This window comes from Paenibacillus oralis (genome assembly GCF_003863965.1).
Lineage (GTDB): Bacteria > Bacillota > Bacilli > Paenibacillales > Paenibacillaceae > Fontibacillus > Fontibacillus oralis.
Map to the genome: position 1 here is coordinate 7558199 of NZ_RRCN01000001.1, position 16245 is coordinate 7574443.

General features: G+C 43.8%; 12 protein-coding genes, 11 tRNA genes, 1 rRNA gene and 1 pseudogene. 6 read left to right on the plus strand and 19 right to left on the minus strand.

Annotated features, from left to right (window positions below; translation table 11 throughout):
* Positions 1–7 precede the first annotated feature (7 nt).
* Entirely contained in the window at positions 8–733 is a 726-nt protein-coding gene (locus EHV15_RS33535; RefSeq protein ID WP_128635084.1) for a (Fe-S)-binding protein, read from the minus strand.
* A gap of 187 nt (positions 734–920) precedes the next feature.
* Here EHV15_RS33535 and EHV15_RS33540 point away from each other — a divergent pair, with 187 nt between their 5' ends.
* Positions 921–1802, plus strand: a complete 882-nt coding sequence (locus EHV15_RS33540; protein WP_128635085.1) for a LysR family transcriptional regulator — start codon at positions 921–923, stop codon at positions 1800–1802.
* Positions 1803–2046: 244 nt separating this feature from the next.
* Here EHV15_RS33540 and EHV15_RS33545 read toward each other — a convergent pair whose 3' ends face one another.
* Positions 2047–4746, minus strand: a complete 2700-nt coding sequence (locus EHV15_RS33545; RefSeq protein ID WP_246061873.1) for an S-layer homology domain-containing protein — start codon at positions 4744–4746, stop codon at positions 2047–2049.
* Between the two features lie 759 nt (positions 4747–5505).
* Between EHV15_RS33545 and EHV15_RS38150 the strand changes: the two genes are divergently transcribed.
* The 3 genes from EHV15_RS38150 (at position 5506) to EHV15_RS37760 (ending at position 6881) form a co-directional block, all read left to right on the plus strand.
* The gene (locus EHV15_RS38150; protein ID WP_342774096.1) at positions 5506–5685 is read left to right on the plus strand and encodes a helix-turn-helix domain-containing protein; all 180 of its coding nucleotides are present in this window, start codon (positions 5506–5508) and stop codon (positions 5683–5685) included.
* A 212-nt stretch (positions 5686–5897) separates the two neighbouring features.
* Complete coding sequence (locus EHV15_RS37060; protein WP_218571261.1) at positions 5898–6296, plus strand: phage integrase SAM-like domain-containing protein; 399 nt, start codon at positions 5898–5900, stop codon at positions 6294–6296.
* A 423-nt stretch (positions 6297–6719) separates the two neighbouring features.
* Positions 6720–6881: a site-specific integrase gene (locus EHV15_RS37760; RefSeq protein WP_246062031.1), complete on the plus strand. Its 162-nt coding sequence runs from the start codon at positions 6720–6722 to the stop codon at positions 6879–6881.
* 69 nt (positions 6882–6950) lie between these two features.
* Here EHV15_RS37760 and EHV15_RS33560 read toward each other — a convergent pair.
* The 5 genes from EHV15_RS33560 to EHV15_RS33580 all read right to left on the minus strand — a co-directional run bounded on the left by EHV15_RS33560 (position 6951) and on the right by EHV15_RS33580 (position 11319).
* A tRNA-Leu gene (locus tag EHV15_RS33560) sits at positions 6951–7038 on the minus strand.
* 632 nt (positions 7039–7670) lie between these two features.
* The gene (locus tag EHV15_RS33565; protein WP_128635087.1) at positions 7671–8681 is read right to left on the minus strand and encodes an LCP family protein; all 1011 of its coding nucleotides are present in this window, start codon (positions 8679–8681) and stop codon (positions 7671–7673) included.
* Positions 8682–8733: 52 nt separating this feature from the next.
* Positions 8734–8949 carry an SGNH/GDSL hydrolase family protein gene (locus EHV15_RS33570; protein ID WP_128635088.1) on the minus strand — a complete coding sequence of 72 codons (216 nt, stop codon included), beginning with the start codon at positions 8947–8949 and terminating at the stop codon, positions 8734–8736.
* Between the two features lie 26 nt (positions 8950–8975).
* The gene (locus tag EHV15_RS33575) at positions 8976–9449 is read right to left on the minus strand and encodes an SGNH/GDSL hydrolase family protein (protein ID WP_128635089.1); all 474 of its coding nucleotides are present in this window, start codon (positions 9447–9449) and stop codon (positions 8976–8978) included.
* 46 nt (positions 9450–9495) lie between these two features.
* A complete protein-coding gene (locus EHV15_RS33580; RefSeq protein ID WP_246061874.1) occupies positions 9496–11319 on the minus strand; it encodes an acyltransferase family protein in 1824 nt (607 codons plus the stop codon).
* A gap of 220 nt (positions 11320–11539) precedes the next feature.
* On the opposite strand from EHV15_RS33580, the gene EHV15_RS37765 reads away from it, so the two are divergent.
* The gene (locus EHV15_RS37765) at positions 11540–11767 is read left to right on the plus strand and encodes a hypothetical protein (RefSeq protein WP_246061875.1); all 228 of its coding nucleotides are present in this window, start codon (positions 11540–11542) and stop codon (positions 11765–11767) included.
* Here the strand turns inward: EHV15_RS37765 and EHV15_RS37770 are convergent.
* A pseudogene (locus EHV15_RS37770) lies at positions 11710–12399 on the minus strand (response regulator transcription factor). The gene EHV15_RS37765 and the pseudogene EHV15_RS37770 overlap by 58 nt on opposite strands.
* 1452 nt (positions 12400–13851) lie before the next feature.
* Between EHV15_RS37770 and EHV15_RS33600 the strand changes: the two are divergent.
* On the plus strand, positions 13852–15051 hold the full coding sequence (locus tag EHV15_RS33600) for a site-specific integrase (protein WP_128635091.1): 1200 nt from the start codon (positions 13852–13854) through the stop codon (positions 15049–15051).
* 45 nt (positions 15052–15096) lie between these two features.
* Here EHV15_RS33600 and EHV15_RS33605 read toward each other — a convergent pair.
* The 11 genes from EHV15_RS33605 to rrf form a co-directional block, all read right to left on the minus strand.
* Positions 15097–15181, minus strand: a tRNA-Leu gene (locus tag EHV15_RS33605).
* 9 nt (positions 15182–15190) lie between these two features.
* Positions 15191–15264, minus strand: a tRNA-Arg gene (locus EHV15_RS33610).
* 6 nt (positions 15265–15270) lie between these two features.
* Positions 15271–15345 (minus strand) — tRNA-Gly (locus tag EHV15_RS33615).
* 14 nt (positions 15346–15359) lie between these two features.
* Positions 15360–15432 (minus strand) — tRNA-Lys (locus tag EHV15_RS33620).
* Positions 15433–15470: 38 nt separating this feature from the next.
* Positions 15471–15547: transfer RNA gene (locus tag EHV15_RS33625), tRNA-Asp, on the minus strand.
* A 74-nt stretch (positions 15548–15621) separates the two neighbouring features.
* Positions 15622–15695, minus strand: a tRNA-Met gene (locus tag EHV15_RS33630).
* 18 nt (positions 15696–15713) lie between these two features.
* Positions 15714–15789 (minus strand) — tRNA-Val (locus EHV15_RS33635).
* Positions 15790–15833: 44 nt separating this feature from the next.
* Positions 15834–15908, minus strand: a tRNA-Glu gene (locus EHV15_RS33640).
* Between the two features lie 17 nt (positions 15909–15925).
* Positions 15926–16017 (minus strand) — tRNA-Ser (locus EHV15_RS33645).
* A gap of 59 nt (positions 16018–16076) precedes the next feature.
* Positions 16077–16149, minus strand: a tRNA-Asn gene (locus EHV15_RS33650).
* Positions 16150–16154: 5 nt separating this feature from the next.
* Positions 16155–16245 (minus strand): 5S ribosomal RNA (gene rrf / locus EHV15_RS33655); the annotation flags it as partial.

A 16245-nucleotide genomic window follows, 5' to 3' on the forward strand; every position in this document is an offset into this window, starting at 1 on the left:
CCCTCCCTTATTTTCTTCCTGAGTTTAAAACCTGAGCAATATGTTTCACTTCAATTGGAATTCCTTTGCGATTTAATCGACCATTAATATTCATCAAACAGCTGCAGTCCATCCCGATTAATAGTTCCGCCTCTGTGTCTGTAATGTGCTTTACCTTTTCATCCACCATTTGTTCAGAGATCTCAGGCATTTTTACGGAGAAGGTACCGCCAAACCCGCAGCAATCATAGCTATGGGATAAAGGAACGACCTCTAATCCTTTTACATGCTTTAACAGCTTTTGAGGGGGTTCCTTAATGCCCATTAACCGATTCATATGGCAAGATGTATGGACGGTTACTTTCTTGTGAAGTTCTGCACCCAAATCTACTTTCCCCAATACTTCAACTACGAATTGCGTAAATTCATACGTTTTATTCGCAAGTTCTTTCGCCTTCTGCTTCCACTCCATCTCACCTTTCGTGAAAAGATGCGGAAACTCGTGAACCATCATCACGCAAGATCCTGATGGAGCTACTACATATTCAGCGCCAGCAAAGGTTTCAATCATGTGTTTCGCTGCTGTTTTGGTTTCTTTATGATAGCCGCTGTTATAAGCTGGCTGACCACAGCAGGTTTGCTGTTTTGGGAAATCAACATCACAACCTAAATCCTCAAGAATTTCAACCACGTCTTTTCCTACTTCCGGATAAAAGAGATCTGCGAGACAAGTAATAAATAATGAAACTTTCATGTGTGAACCCCTCCTGGTATTCCCGCTTTAATGATGATCATCGAATGCTATGCGGCTTCAGCATTATTCGGCACTATCCTTAAAATTGTAATTATCGTAACTCTAATTCAATAAAGTTGTAAAACACTAAAAACTTTATATACTAAGATTTATTACAACTAAATCGCAAGATTGTGGAGGGATCTAAGTGGAACTAAGACATCTTAGATATTTTGTTGCAGTGGCGGAAGAGCTACATTTCGGTAGGGCAGCATCCCGGCTGCAAATGACGCAGTCACCACTGAGTCATCAAATCAAAGAGTTGGAAGAAGAGTTGAGCGCACAGTTATTTCATCGAACGAAACGTTCTGTTCAGCTCACGAATGCCGGTAAAGTTTTTTTGAGAGGAGTATACACTGTTTTTGAGGAAATTGAGGCCATAGTAGACGCCGCTCAAAAGGTACATCGGGGAGAAGTGGGGCGTTTGAATATCGGGTTTGTAGGGTCGGCTATTTATGACATTCTTCCTGCAATGTTACCGGTCTATAGAAATAAATATCCGGAAGTTGAAGTAGAACTAAAAGAAATGTCAACGCCTGAACAAATTGAAGCACTCATACACCAAGAAATCGATGTGGGACTTTTGCGTCCACCCATCAACAATCCTTTATTGTCCAGTGAGATTATACAGACCTTGGACTGCGTCTTAGCGCTCCCCGGATCGCATCCGCTAGCGAAGGCTGAAAGCATTTATCCTGCTGATCTCAAAAATGAGTCATTCGTTCTGATCTCGAAAGAAATTTTTCCGCGCCTTTATTCCGATTTCATTAATATCTGCAACTCAGCCGGTTTCAGACCTGATGTTAAGCAGGAAGCGAAAGAGTATCAAACCGCAATCGGGTTGGTCTCAGCAGGCATGGGCATTAGTGTTGTACCAACAACTGCCCGTACGCTGCAGGCGCGGGATGTGGTATATCGGGAAATATCAAGCGCAATACTTAAGATCGACATGGCACTCGCGTGGCGTAACTCGTCACGTATGGATTTAATTCAACGCTTCGTTCGATTAGCTAGAGACGTTGTAGTATAATTCCGGAATTGATGGCCAACCTCTTATATTGTCGTTTACGAGAAGAAGGGATTTAAGACCATCCCTTGATCACTAAATCCGAACGGGGCGGAACCAGCTTTACAGCATCATGACCGATCCGCCTACTTCATGCTACGATGCGTCCCCGATACCACAAAGGAATTGTTAAAGCCGTCACAAACGCTGTATTAAGCGGCTGTGACGGCTTGAATGATAAGATCAATGTAGTTTCAGGCATTGTTGGCTATTGCTTCAGCAAAGACATAATTAGCGCCAGAGCTTCTGCACGGGTAACACTCTGCTTCGGAGCAAATCTGTTTTGACCTACTCCTGACACGAAACTCTCCTTGCTAGCGGCTGCAACGTATGGGGCAGCCCACGCAGGGATATCTTTCATATCACTAAAAGTCAGAACCGCCGCTTCATCAGGCTGAATATTTGCCGCACGGGCAATCATGACAACCAGTTCGGCACGATTCAATATTTTGGACGGCCCGAAAGTACCATCCGCATAGCCACTAATTATACCGGCATTGGCCGCTCCCACAACATAGATTTGCGCCCAAACAGGGATATTAGCCAAATCCTTGAACAGGGCTTTGCTTCCCGAATCCTGTAGCTTCAAAGCTCGGCCAAGCATGGTGATAAATTCAGCGCGATTGACAGCAGCATCCGGGCGGAAGTTTCCGTCTCCGTAACCTTTAACAACCCCCGCCTCTATGCCCCGCTTGATCGCCGCCGCAGCCCAGTGTCCGGCAATATCATTCAAATGCAGCGTAGGGGCCGTTCCATTACCGTCATCCGTTGGATTAAGTTCACTTTCTTCATCTTTGATCGTATTCTCCCCGGCCCCAGTATCTGTCCCCGCTCCTGCTCCTTTAGAGGGGTCAGAATCAGAGATGCCGCCCGAACTGTCGTGGTCTCCCGAACGGACAGGCTTACTCGGGTGATTCGGAGTGGTATCCGCCCGTTCCTTCACTATTCCGAACTGGTCGACAATAAACGGTTCGGCATTGTTAAGGTTTTGATCAATCTCATAGGCTACAGCCGTCAGCTTGCGCCCGTCCACAGTAATGCCTACAAAATTCTGCACATGCCCTTTCATCTGGTTAGGAGTCGATCCATACTTTGCGGCGTGGTTCTCTTCCGCCCGCTCAAACAAATTAAAGTATGCATCCCCAAGTTGTTCCTTTTTATTTTTGAAGTACACAAATGCCCCTGCGGTAGCTGGAATCAGATAGATGGTACCATCTGGGTTGACCGTATACTCAATCGACTCGCCATGCAGCGTTTCTGTAATTTTATCCGTATCAGCCGCCGTCCCGTCTCTTTTAATCGGCTTGGTCCGGGCGTAAATATGGTCATGCCCCTGCAACACAAGGTCGATTTTCAACTCGGCCATTAGCGGAGCGATCTTGTTTCTCAGTCCGTTCTCACCGATAACATCACTATCCGTCGCATGATTGGAGATCGTGTAAGGGCCTATGTGCATATTTACAATGATCCACTCCGCCCCAGCCGCTCTAGCCTTCTCCACATCCTGCTTCAGCCATTCCACCTGGTGCAGTGACATATCGGCATATTCCGTAGAATTCTCATTCGTATTCAGCACAATAAAATGAACATTGCTGTAGTCGTAGGAATAATAGGCTCCCGTTGTCGTGTCGGAATTTTCCGCCGGCTCCACATTGAAATGTTCGAAGAACGCGCTGTTGTATGGTTCATGGTTGCCTGCCGCTGGTACGATCGTCGTATTCAATAGGCTTTCTTGTGAATAACCCAGCAGTTGGTTCCATTCTCCCTCCGCATGTCCATTTTCGACAAAATCCCCATTATGAACCACGAATTTGGCATCCGGGACAGTAGCCAGCGCCTTAGTCAGCGTCTGGCTCGAGAGGACCGCTTGGTCCTCTTCTTGCGCTTGAGTATCGGCAAGATCGATGAAGGTGAACGCACCTCCTTCTGGAGCCGTTTCGAACGTCCCAACGTCGCTCCAGATGTCCAGTGTCTGATCCCCTACCCGGAAGTAATAAGCTGTATCCGGCTTCAATCCTGTTGCTTCCGCCTTATGTACATGCTCGGTAGGCGAATTGGAGGAAACCTGGGTATGGCCTGTAAAAGAAAGGGCCTGGTCAAAATCAGGTGTTGCGGCTGTACGCTCTACAATCTGCAGATCACTTCTGGCAGAGGCAATCGGCGTATACCATACGAAGCCTTTCGAGGTTTTGGGATCGCCATGGAACGTTACTGCAACCTTACTCACCTCAGAGGCAGGCGCCTCCTTTAGAGCGGTCAGTTCCATATCAAAGTATAGATTGGAGCTGGACTTTGAGCCCTGATGAACTTCGACGGCGATTACATTCTCCCCATCCTTCAGATTTGCCTTTAACAGAGCTGTTAAATCCACATTTTTGAACACAACGGGAGCATAGTTCAGGGTAGCGGCCAGTGTTGAAAATTGTATCTCCCCTTTCGGCATACCCACACGGTAAACCTCTGTACCATTCACATAAATAACGACCCCGTCATCAACAGCAAATGTCGCAAGCAGTTGCCCGTATTGCTCAATCTCGTTCATATCCACATGCATTTCTGTTACCAGATAGGTTGTAATAGGCTTGTTTCGGCTGTCCGAACCATAGCTTGAACTTGTTACCGTCTCCAGAGGGCCGAACTGGGAGGTCAGTCCGCCGTAAGCAGAAGCACTATATCCGAATGGGGCAGAACCAGTCGGCCAGTCCTTGCCGGAGTGATCCGTGCGCCATAAGTTTTTCTGGTCCACACCGGTATCAAGATATTTCCAGGTTGAGTTTTTCGGCAAGAGAATGGTCTCTTTCTCCTCCGCTTTCACTGATGGAATTGCAGCTTGTATCAATCCCGTTAAAAGTGCGAATATCGCCAGAAGCATTACCAGCTTCTTCCACATCATCCTCGTATTATTCATCTTTTTCTCCTTTGCCTAGTTTTTTTCAGACGGGTACAAGCTTAACAGGCTAATGTTATCTCCTTGTTATCACAAGGTAAAGGAGATGTAACTTATTAGGATACAGGTAACGATTAATTATCTCGTTCCTCCAAGCTGTTCAAAGAATCGTTCATGAGAGATACGTGCAATTAGAAATCCTAAATAAAACTAGGGAATAATGACTCCCTGGTTGCTTTTGCTGTTTTCTATCCCACTTAGATAGTGAGAGGATAATAGAGTACGCAAATATATTGAGCGGTATCCTCTTGTAATTGATTAAGTCTTTAATCTGATCCTTGAAAACAAAAAATACGCTGTTATAAGTACGTTCCTCTTACCACTGTGAAAACAGAAACGACGAAGCGGAAACACCATGACGGTTATGAGTTTTCTCATAACTTGAGCGATCTACTCTCCGGCTTAAATCAACCTGTGGTTGGTTGAATCGCCATGATCGGCCAAGAGGGATAATGATACTTCTGCCTGGCCAGCGTCACGGCATTGGGGGCAGCCCGCTTGGATGAGGGGGAGCTTTGGGACACCGAAGCTATGATGCAGACTAACTACCTGCAGCTTAAAAACAGCTTATATAACGATTTAATTACTCTTTAATGATATTTACTACTCCTCCTTGTGAATACATACTAACTTTAAGGAAGGGGACTTTGGATAATGCATCCACCTGAACTTTTTGAGCTTATGTTTCAAAAGTATCCTGATGTTGTCAATGTCCCACAAATGTGCGAAATGCTCGGTGGCATCAGTTCGAAATCGGCATACAAGCTTTTGCAAGCAAACAAAATCAAACATTTCAGAATCGGCAGAGTCTATAAAATCCCCAAAGCCAATATTATCTCCTACCTCCATAGCATCATGACCGATTCTCCCACTTCTCACTGTGACGCTTTAGTGCATTGAATCATTCGTTGTGACTATGGTATATTAACAGTGTCAATGGTAGGAAATCTGGCTGCTAACCAAGGAGGGACATTTTCATGGTAGCAGGCCACCTACAGGAAAAGAAAGGTCTTTTTTATATCGTTCTGAACTACAAAGATGACGGAAAATGAAAAAGCAAATGGATTCCCACTAAACTTCCGGTAAAAGGCAACAAGAAAAAAGCGGGGACCATGTTGCTGAAGGCGCGCAAAAATTTTGTGCCCCCTCAGAGGCCAATCTGGAAAATGAAGAAAAGGTGGTTGCTGAAGAAAAAAACGATCAGACGGATGTGCCCACAGATTACAACCCACTCCGCTTATAGTTTTGCTGTTAACACCAGAATTGTCCCGTACTTCCGGGAAAAAGGAATTTATCTGAAGGATCTTCAGCCTAAACACCTTCATTATTTTTATCAGTATGTATTGAAAGGATTCGGGCTTACTACGAACACCGTGCTGCATTATCATGCCAACATCCGGCAGGCGTTACAATACGCTTTTGAAATGGACATGATTCCTTCGAATCCAGCAGACAAAGTCAAGCGGCTCAAGAAGAACCAATTTATCGGGAGATACTACACAAGTGATTGACTAAACGTTTGTTCGAAGTCGTGAAAGGAGATCCGGTTGAGTTGGCTGTCATTCTGGCAGCTTTTTACGGACTGCGACGAAGCGAAATTGTCGGCTGAAATGGGACGCCATCAACTTTCAGCATCAGACGATTACCATTAAGCACACGGTTATCCCTGTGTCGTATCAGGGCAAACAAATCATTGTGGCGAAAGACCGGGCCAAAAACAAATCGAGTTATCGCACCTTACCACTCGTTCCCGTCTTCCTGGAACTGCTTTTACGGCTACTGGAAGAGCAACAAGCAAATCGTGTTTTGTACAGGGACTCTTACAGTAACCAATATCAGGACTACATTTACGTCAATAAACTGGGAGAGCGTATTAAGCCGGGTTATATTACTCAACATTTTCCGCTCGTCTGAAAAAGCATAATTTACGGCGGATTCGGTTTCACGATCTTCGGCAAAGTTGTGCCAGCTTACTACTTGCGAACGATGTCAGCTTAAAGGAAATTCAGGCATGGTTAGGACATACCATTATTCCACGAACGCCAACTTTTATGTTCACCTTGAGTACAACTCAAAGCTTTCTTCGGCTCAAGTGATGAGTAACACTTTGCAAATTCCGAGCATGCAAAAAGCTCCTGAATCTCCGCGAAAGGAAGCATTAAAGTTGGTGCGGTCGAGAGGACTCGAACCTCCACGGGGGGTTAGCCCACATGGACCTGAACCGTGAGCGTCTGCCAATTCCGCGACGACCGCATACCTGGAAAGTATTACTATATTGGCAGTGTTAAGGGGTTTTATTTTTATTCGGATCAAGATGATGTCAAATTTCAGAACACTAACTATGATGGCAAAATAATTGATGGAAAAAGAACATACGCTATTAATGCTATTTGTTATGGATTGTGGTGTTCTTGGCGAGCAGCACTTGCAGGATGATTTCATATCGGCTGATCTACGAATACTCTGTGGATCTGCCATGCCTTATGAGTTAGCTGGGTTTTATAGAGCTATTCAACGATGTAATAACATTTCTGTACAACCGCTTAGTTTATTCGTACAGGAGCATTTGAAGGCTTATCTACTCACATAAGCAAAATTATCCTTTTTGGAGAAAACTCACATGACTTGTTTGACTCAAAAAAATAGTATGGTATATCAAGCACTAGTACAAGCACATTTACTGCCATAAACTATAAATCGTATTAACACAATACTCCAGTCTATACTTTTTAAACCTTCGAGATTGAATTACCTACTATAACTCAATTCGGATTCAAAAAGCTAAACAGCCAGTCGCCGGTTGATTCCCGACGACTGGCTGTTTAAACCTGAAAGATGTTTTGATCCCTGTCTCACAAATGGGGGTAACCCCAGTGACTCTAAAGCTAATTCTCATTTTTGATAGATAAATTACCGCTTGTTTCCAAATTAGTTTGTTCTTCTGGTTGATTAAAAATGCTCTGAATGTAATCCTTAAGATCCTTTTCACTAGTTACAGTCAATACAGCCATTTTCCCAACATAAGTTTCTTTCAATAATTTCATTGTAGGAATTTGCGCTGTCTCCCCAATTGTACTCTTATAACCTACACTAGCTAGCTTCCACATATCGTCAACGGATAAATTAGTATCAACGAAAGGGCTAACTTGCTCAATAATCGATGGAAGCTTCATAATTGATGTCGTAGATGTAAACTTATCAGCTATTACCTTAAAAAACTCCCGTTGTCGCTCTGTTCGTGTGTAATCAGAAGTGGCGTCATGACGAAATCGAACATATTGAAGTGCCTTAATACCATCTAAGTGCTGTCCACCCTTTTTCAAATCAATATCATACTCGTGCTTATCTGCTTTACTTGAATAATACATATCCTTCTCAACATAAAAGTCTACGCCATCGACAGCATCGACTAATTTAATAAAGCCTTGGAAATCCGTATACACATAATATTGAATTGGAATACCTAGCAAGTCTCCAACTGCCTTCATTGCAGTATTGGGTCCATGCGTTATAGCTGTATTTATGCGATTCTTTTTAAATCCAGGAATTTCTACATAAGTATCTCGAAGAATAGAAAATAGATGAATTTTATGTTTAACTGGATCTAACGAAACAACCATCATGGAATCAGATCGCGGAATTTCTCCTTTAACAAGTCCTCGCCCATCAACGCCCATTAGAAGAATATTTACAGGTTCAGTGCCCGTCCATTTAGGAGGTTCAGCTACACTGAGCTCGGATGGACTAATCTCTTTAAAAGGAGAATCCTCTGGTGATTTTTGCAATCCTTCTAATCCATTATAAATAGATGTGAAATAATAGGCTGCAGAGGTGATCATAATCAGTACTACAGTAACTACATTCCATACAACGATTCTTTTTTTCCTTATCTTCATTCTAGCTCTCCCTTTCATATGTCACTAGCATCTTGTTAGTCATACCCAGCCTTCATTCATTGGAATGAATAGCATCCATCATTACTGAAGCATAGTATTTAGAACCTTCTGTATTTAAGTGAACACCGTCTTTGTAAAAATACTCTCTTTTACCTTCACTAGCAGAAAACCAATCGATCACTTTTGTATTACTATATTCATCAGCAACCTCTGATAAAGTCTTATTAACCGAATCTTGCCAATCTTTAGGAACACGTATATTTACCAAATAAACCTGTTTATCACTAAGGGAATCTAACAAAGACCGAAGTTGTTCAGTACAAAAGGACCATTTGTTCCAAGTTCAAAAACAACTCGATCCCCAAGTTTCCCTTTACTCTTAAGTTCATCAACAATGGATTGAGCCTGTTTCATCTGACGACTGACCTTACCATCTATCACAATCCCCGGATACTGCTCTTCTAAAACAGGGGCGACACCTACAATGACAGAGTCACCAATAATAGTAATCCCCTTACCAGATTTAAGCTCAGTTTTACTCGAAAAAGATGGAGTAGCCTCACTAGTTAAACCTGAGACTGATGAAAAATCATCTGTAGCTGGCTGCTGTGTAACTTCCTCATGTAGATTAGGAGAATTAACCTCAACTTTATTTACAGGTTCTTCGATACGAAGATTGCTATCCTTAGCGGTATTCCCTTGCACCCATTTGTATCCAATAAGAACAATGACTATAGCTATTGAAATTAGAAATGTTTTTTTTAACATATGCTTACTTCCTTTCTACCTATCTCTTATTTACTATTGCAACCCTCTATTGTTTTTCATTCTTTACGGCATCCACTAGTAGTGATGCAAAATACTTGGCTCCCTCTTTACTCAGATGAACCCCATCTTGAGAGAAATAACTATGCTTATCTACACTAGCTGCATGCCAGTCTACCACTGACACATTATCAAACATATGAGCAGCTTCAGATATTAACTCATTAACTGAGTCCTGCCACTCTTTCGGTACACGTGTATTTACCAAAATAACCTTTTTATCACTTAAATGATTTAGCAATGAGATTAATGTTTTTTTATGAAAATATCCATTTGTTCCAAGCTCAATAATAACCTGTTCGCCCAATTTGCCTGTATCTTCTAATTGATTGGTTAATTCCTCTGCTTGTCTCATCTGTCTGCCAACCTTACCATCAATAATGATACCTGGTAACAATTCTTTCAGAAAAGGTGCCGCGTCTAAAATAACAGAATCTCCGATAGCAGTAATACGATTAGACTGAATTAGTAATTCACCAGAATCAGGTTGGATAGGTTCCTTCTGTATAAATTCATCCTTTTGAATATTTTGATGATCAGCAGACACAGACTTTATAGTGTCAGTTTGATTTAAGCTCTCAAACCAATATGTGAATACCAAAAGGAGAAGAATTAATACTACTGGTACAGATGGTTTGATTCTAGAGCGACTTAAGCAGTCTCTATTCAGTTGAAGATCATTTGATCGATGCTTCTTACCACGACGTAGCGGCTCTTCAATATACTTAAAAGACAAGGATGCCAGAATAAAAGTGGCAATCAATTGTAATAAGATACGAGTATAGTCAGAACCATCCATATTCACATCTGGATTGGATAATATAATAATGGGAAAATGCCAAATGTAAAGACTATATGAGCGAACACCAATCCAGCGAAGCGGTTTACATCCCATCACCTTTCCGAGACGGCTCGCAGGATGTGCAAGTACAGCTATGACTACAGCTGTCACGAGTGATAAATACAAGAATCCACCACGGTATAAAGATTCATCGAACTTATTACTAGTAAAAATCATGATGAATAAAGTACAAATTCCGATTAAGCCTATCATATCCAAAAACCGGTTTGCTTCAGCTGAAACATTTTCCTTTTCCTTTAGCCTCCAACTCGGCCAAATTACCGCTAATACTGCCCCAACTAAGAGAGCGAACGCCCGTGTATCTGTACCATAATAAACTCTGCTTGGGTCATCTCCTGGTACGTAAATCAATGCCATTGCCAGTACTGAGGCAATAGTTGCCCCAACCATCCAGAGTAGTAATTTCCTTTTATAAACGATATGCTTTAATCCTATAGTAAGAATAATTGGCCATATAAGATAAAATTGCTCCTCAATAGCAAGCGACCACAGATGACCAATTGGAGAAGGAGGACCAAAGCTCTCAAAGTAAGAGACTTGATGAATAATTAACCACCAATTATTCACATAAAAAAACGAAGAAATGAATTCTCCCTTCAATGAAATGAGTCTATTCGTATCTACAAACAGTAACCATAGTGCTACACATATGAGCATTGTGAACATAGCAGGTAACAGCCTTCGCACTCTTCCAATCCAAAATTCTAGAAGTCGAAATCTTCCCTTCTGTTTCCAGCCCATGATGATTTGGTCTGTAATTAAGTAACCAGAAATAACAAAAAAGATTCCTACACCTAGAAGCCCACCTTCCGCCCATTTCAGTTTTAAATGATAGGCAATAACAGCAAGAACAGATAACGCCCTTAGTCCATCCAAGCCTGGCATATATCGTTTAATCGGTTGTTTGCTATAATTTTTCACTTGGATATTCATTTGTTTTTCTAATTGCATATGATGTCCTCTCCCAAATGTACTTAAGCCAATATCTAACTAAAACATTCTTAACAACAGATTATTTAGGTACTAGTGAACCTGCTTTTTCAATATAATCGACACATATATGAAAAGAGAGATGGACTTGTATTGAAATTGTAAAATTTGTATATTGGTCGCGAAAATCGCGCAACACCCAAGCAGCGCCGTGATCAGGCCCGGGCGCATCGCCTGCAGTATGCCGGATGCCGCGGAAGCGAGTCCGGTCAGGAAAACAGCCCCCCATCATCCCGCCGCACACCCGAATCAAAGCGGCGGACGGTGTCAGCCCGAGCAGCCGCCATTGCCGGAGTACGATCCGCAAGAGCGGCAGACCGGCCAGCAAACCTGCGGCGGACAGGCCGCCGATCAAGCAGCCCAGTTGTTCTCCCGTTCGGTCGAACGGGGAGAGCGCCGCTTGGGATAGAACGGGAATACCGTTTCCAACCGCAGTTCCGGCATTTTTTGCGCAATCGCCAGATGAGGTCGTCCACCACGCGGTCCGTACCGAAGTAGTCTTCGCCCCACACTTCATTCAGAATGTGTTCGCGCTGTACCACTTGCCCGGCATGCGAAACAAAGTGCATCAGAAGATCGAATTCCTTGGAAGTGAGCTCCACTTCCTGATCCGCCCCCGCTTTACTGTCCGGGCTTGTCCGTCAATCGTATAAGGCGATACTACCACCGACGCGGAAAGCGAAGCAGCAAGGTCGGCTTCCTCGTCTTTCCATAAACGCGCTCGAACAGCTTGCGGACGCGAATGATCAGTTCGCGTGTCTGGAATGGCTTGGCCAAATAGTCATCGCTGCCCAGCTCCAGACCAACGATCCGGTCCAGATCGGCATCCCGCGCGGAGATGAAGATGACCGGGATCGCCTCATTTTCTTTCTTGATTTCGCGAATCAGTTGATAGCCGTCCACCCCTGGCAGCATGATATCGAGTATCCAAAGATGAGGCTCTCGCGCAATCGCAGCCCTGGCTTCTTCGCCGTCCGTGAATGAGACGACGTCCCAGCCTTCTTGCCGCAGGTAGGAGCTGATTAGCTGATTCAAACTGATCTCGTCCTATGGTGTACATGACGCTCTCTCCTTCTACATGAGCTCTTTATCAACTTACCAAAACATTTTGGCAGGAGTATCTTAAAATTATCGGAAATTATCTGAGGAAAGTTCTGGGTGAGCGATTTGTTGTAATTCGTCAATGCGCAGCAGTGTTGGCCCGGCCACTTCAAAAGTAATATAAGGAAGGAACATTGACAATTTAGAAATGCACTTCGGTGGGGCTTCGAATATGAAGCATTGCATAGGTGATGTACGATAGGGGCGGATAGTTTTAGATCGACCATCGCTTCGAGGTTGGTATAGAAGCGAGTTGGTGTTTCAATTCGAGCCTAACGAGTAGGCACAAATAGATTGGGACGAGTTAGAAATCGGTCACTTGCGCAAAAATAGCTCTGTTGATCGTCAAGTTCATGTATTTGATCAGCTTCGCTTGTCCACAATCTGATTAACTTCCCGAAACATTGAGTCAGTTCGACTCACTAGACATGACCTTATGCGGATGTATTTGATATTGGAAAAACATACTCAAGAATATCCAGGTGTTCTTTAATCCGTAATTGCTTCCGATGACTTATGTCTGTCCCTTTACTCAACTTTCAATACAAACTCACTGACTTTAGGCTCAAGTAATGCCCTACTGAATGTCATTCTTATTGAAAATCCTTACATAGTCGGGTGGCAAGGTTGCTTTTTTTAATGTTGGTTCCCATCTAAATAAATAGAAGATAAAATTTCATGATCTTCAGTTTCTTAATTTCTCCAAGCCATTGTTCTTTGACAAAATAATATGTCCTGTTTACAAGTACGTTCCTCTGCCTCTGCAACCTGCAGAAGCGACGAAGCGGGAGCGCCATGACGGCTTAGTTAGCTTTACGAAGCCACGAGCGAACAACTTCCGGCTGAAATCAACCTGTGGTAGGTTGAATCGCCATGACCGGTATGAGGGATTATGATACTTCTGTCTGGCCAGCGTCACTGCATTGGGGGCAGCCTGCTCGGATGAGGGGGAGCTTCGTAAAGAAGTTATGTGTGGACTAACCAACCGCAGCTTGAAACAGGCATTTTATTGTATACATACTCTTTTCTAGAAACGAGGCAGATTAAATGCAAGACGAGACTGATATTCAATCTGATACGTTAGTCGCTTATTCGCGCATGTTTCAAGATTACCCGGATGTAGTCAATGTATTACAAATGTGTGAAATGCTTGGGGGAATCAGCACTAAGACGGGATTTAAGCTTTTACAGACCAATAAAGTAAACCACTTTAGAATTGGAAGAGCGTATAAGATCCCCAAAGTCAGTGTTACTACTTATCTTCACAGCATACTGACTCATCAACCGATTTCTCACTGTGACGCTTTAGTGCATTGAATCAATTATTTTACTATGGTATATTTAAAGTGTCAATGGTGGGATCGGTGCTGCTAACCAAGGAGGAATTGAAACATGGTTGCAGGCCACCTACAAGAAAAAAAAGGTCTTTTCTACATCGTATTAAATTATAAAAATGAGGAGGGAAAGCGGAAAAGTAAATGGATTGCTACGGGCTTGCCCGTCAAAGGAAACAAGAAAAGAGCGGAATCCATGCTAATGGATGCACGCAAAAATTTTGAATTAGAGCCAAATAAAGAAGCTGAAAAAGATCAAGAAAAACAAAGCATCGAAGAAAACTCAGATGTTGACCAGACCTTATTTGCGGATTACTTGCTAGATTGGCTGGAAACGGTGAAGTATAGGATCGAGCTAATCACGTATATCTCGTATGTTAACGCAGTGAAAGGACGCATCGTTCCATACTTCCGAGAAAAAAGCATTACGCTTCTGGAATTGAAACCTCATCACATTCAGGATTTTTACAGTCATGCCTTAAATGAATGGGGCGTTAGTGCCAACACTGTCATTCATTATCATGCCAATATCCGTTCGGCACTTCAGCAGGCGTTTATTACGGATCGAATTCCTTCTAATCCTGCCGACAAGATCATTCGTCCGAAGAAGGAAGTGTTTGTGGGCAGTTCATACAGCGCTTCAGAAGTGAATCAACTATTAGAAATTGTAAAGGGTACCAAGATTGAAATGGCCGTGATCCTGGGAGCTTTTTATGGACTAAGACGAAGTGAAGTGGTAGGTCTAAAATGGTCTGCCATTGATCTGGTCAATAAGACCATCACAATCAAGCATACCGTCACTTCTGGTTCCCTGGATGGGAAGCTGATCACGATTGAGAAGGATCGAACAAAGAACAAGGCTAGTCTTCGTACTCTGCCCCTTGTAGATGCCTTCTACGACCTTCTGTTGCAAATGAAGCAGCAGCAGGAAACCAACCAGCAGCTCTTTAAGGATTCTTACTGTCAGGATTACATCGGTTATATTTATGTGGATGCTATGGGAGATCGAATCAAACCTAACTACATCACCCAACATTTTGCCCTTGTACTGAAGAAGAATGGCATGCGGCACATCCGTTTTCATGATCTTCGCCATAGCTGCGCCACGCTGCTTTTGAGCAATGGCGTCAGCATGAAAGAAGTTCAAGAGTGGTTAGGTCATAGTGATTATTCCACCACAGCAAATATTTATTCTCACTTGGAGTACAGCTCCAAGGTTTCTTCAGCCAATACAATGAATGAAGTCATAAAAATATAAAAAAGCTCATTAGAATTAAATCTAATGAACTATTGTTGGTAAATGTGGTACCGGTGAGAGGACTCGAACCTCCACGGGTCTCCCCAAACGATTTTGAGTCGCGCGCGTCTGCCAATTCCGCCACACCGGCAAAAAAATACGCGCCCTAAGAGATTCGAACTCCTGACCTTTAGATTCGTAGTCTAACGCTCTATCCAGCTGAGCTAAGGGCGCAAATAATGGAGCGGACGACGGGAATCGAACCCGCGACCCTCGCCTTGGCAAGGCGATGCTCTACCGCTGAGCCACGTCCGCATATCAAATTAACGTGAGCCATGAAGGACTCGAACCTTCGACACCCTGATTAAAAGTCAGGTGCTCTACCAACTGAGCTAATGGCTCGTGCAAAAAAAATTTCTCATCCCTTTTCAATGATGAAATGGCGGAGCCGACGGGATTCGAACCCGCGGTCTCCTGCGTGACAGGCAGGCATGTTAGGCCTCTACACCACGGCTCCACACTTGATAATTGCAAACTCCGCAAATCGATCCGAGCAATCCTCAAGGCTCTCATCACTTATTTTGGAGTTAATTGCGGGGGCAGGATTTGAACCTGCGGCCTTCGGGTTATGAGCCCGACGAGCTACCGGGCTGCTCCACCCCGCGTCGATAAAAATGTTCTTATGGTGGAGGCTAACGGGATCGAACCGCTGACCCTCTGCTTGTAAGGCAGATGCTCTCCCAGCTGAGCTAAGCCTCCATGGGATACTTTAGTTTTCCCTACTTTGATCCATTATAAGAAAGTGGTGACCCGTAGGGGATTCGAACCCCTGTTACCTCCGTGAAAGGGAGGTGTCTTAACCCCTTGACCAACGGGCCGCAATATAAATCCAAGCTGGCGGAGAGAGAGGGATTCGAACCCTCGAGACGCTTGTGACGCCTACACGATTTCCAATCGTGCTCCTTCGGCCAACTCGGACACCTCTCCATAAGAGTTGGTCTCCCCGGAAAGCAACGGAATGTTGATCCGCTTGCTTTCCGGGATAACTCCCCGAACAGGACTCGAACCTGTGACAACTCGATTAACAGTCGAGTGCTCTACCGACTGAGCTATCAGGGAACATTGCTTGGCGGCGTCCTACTCTCCCAGGACCCTTCGGTCCAAGTACCATCGGCGCTGGAGGGCTTAACGGCCGTGTTCGGGATGGGTACGCGT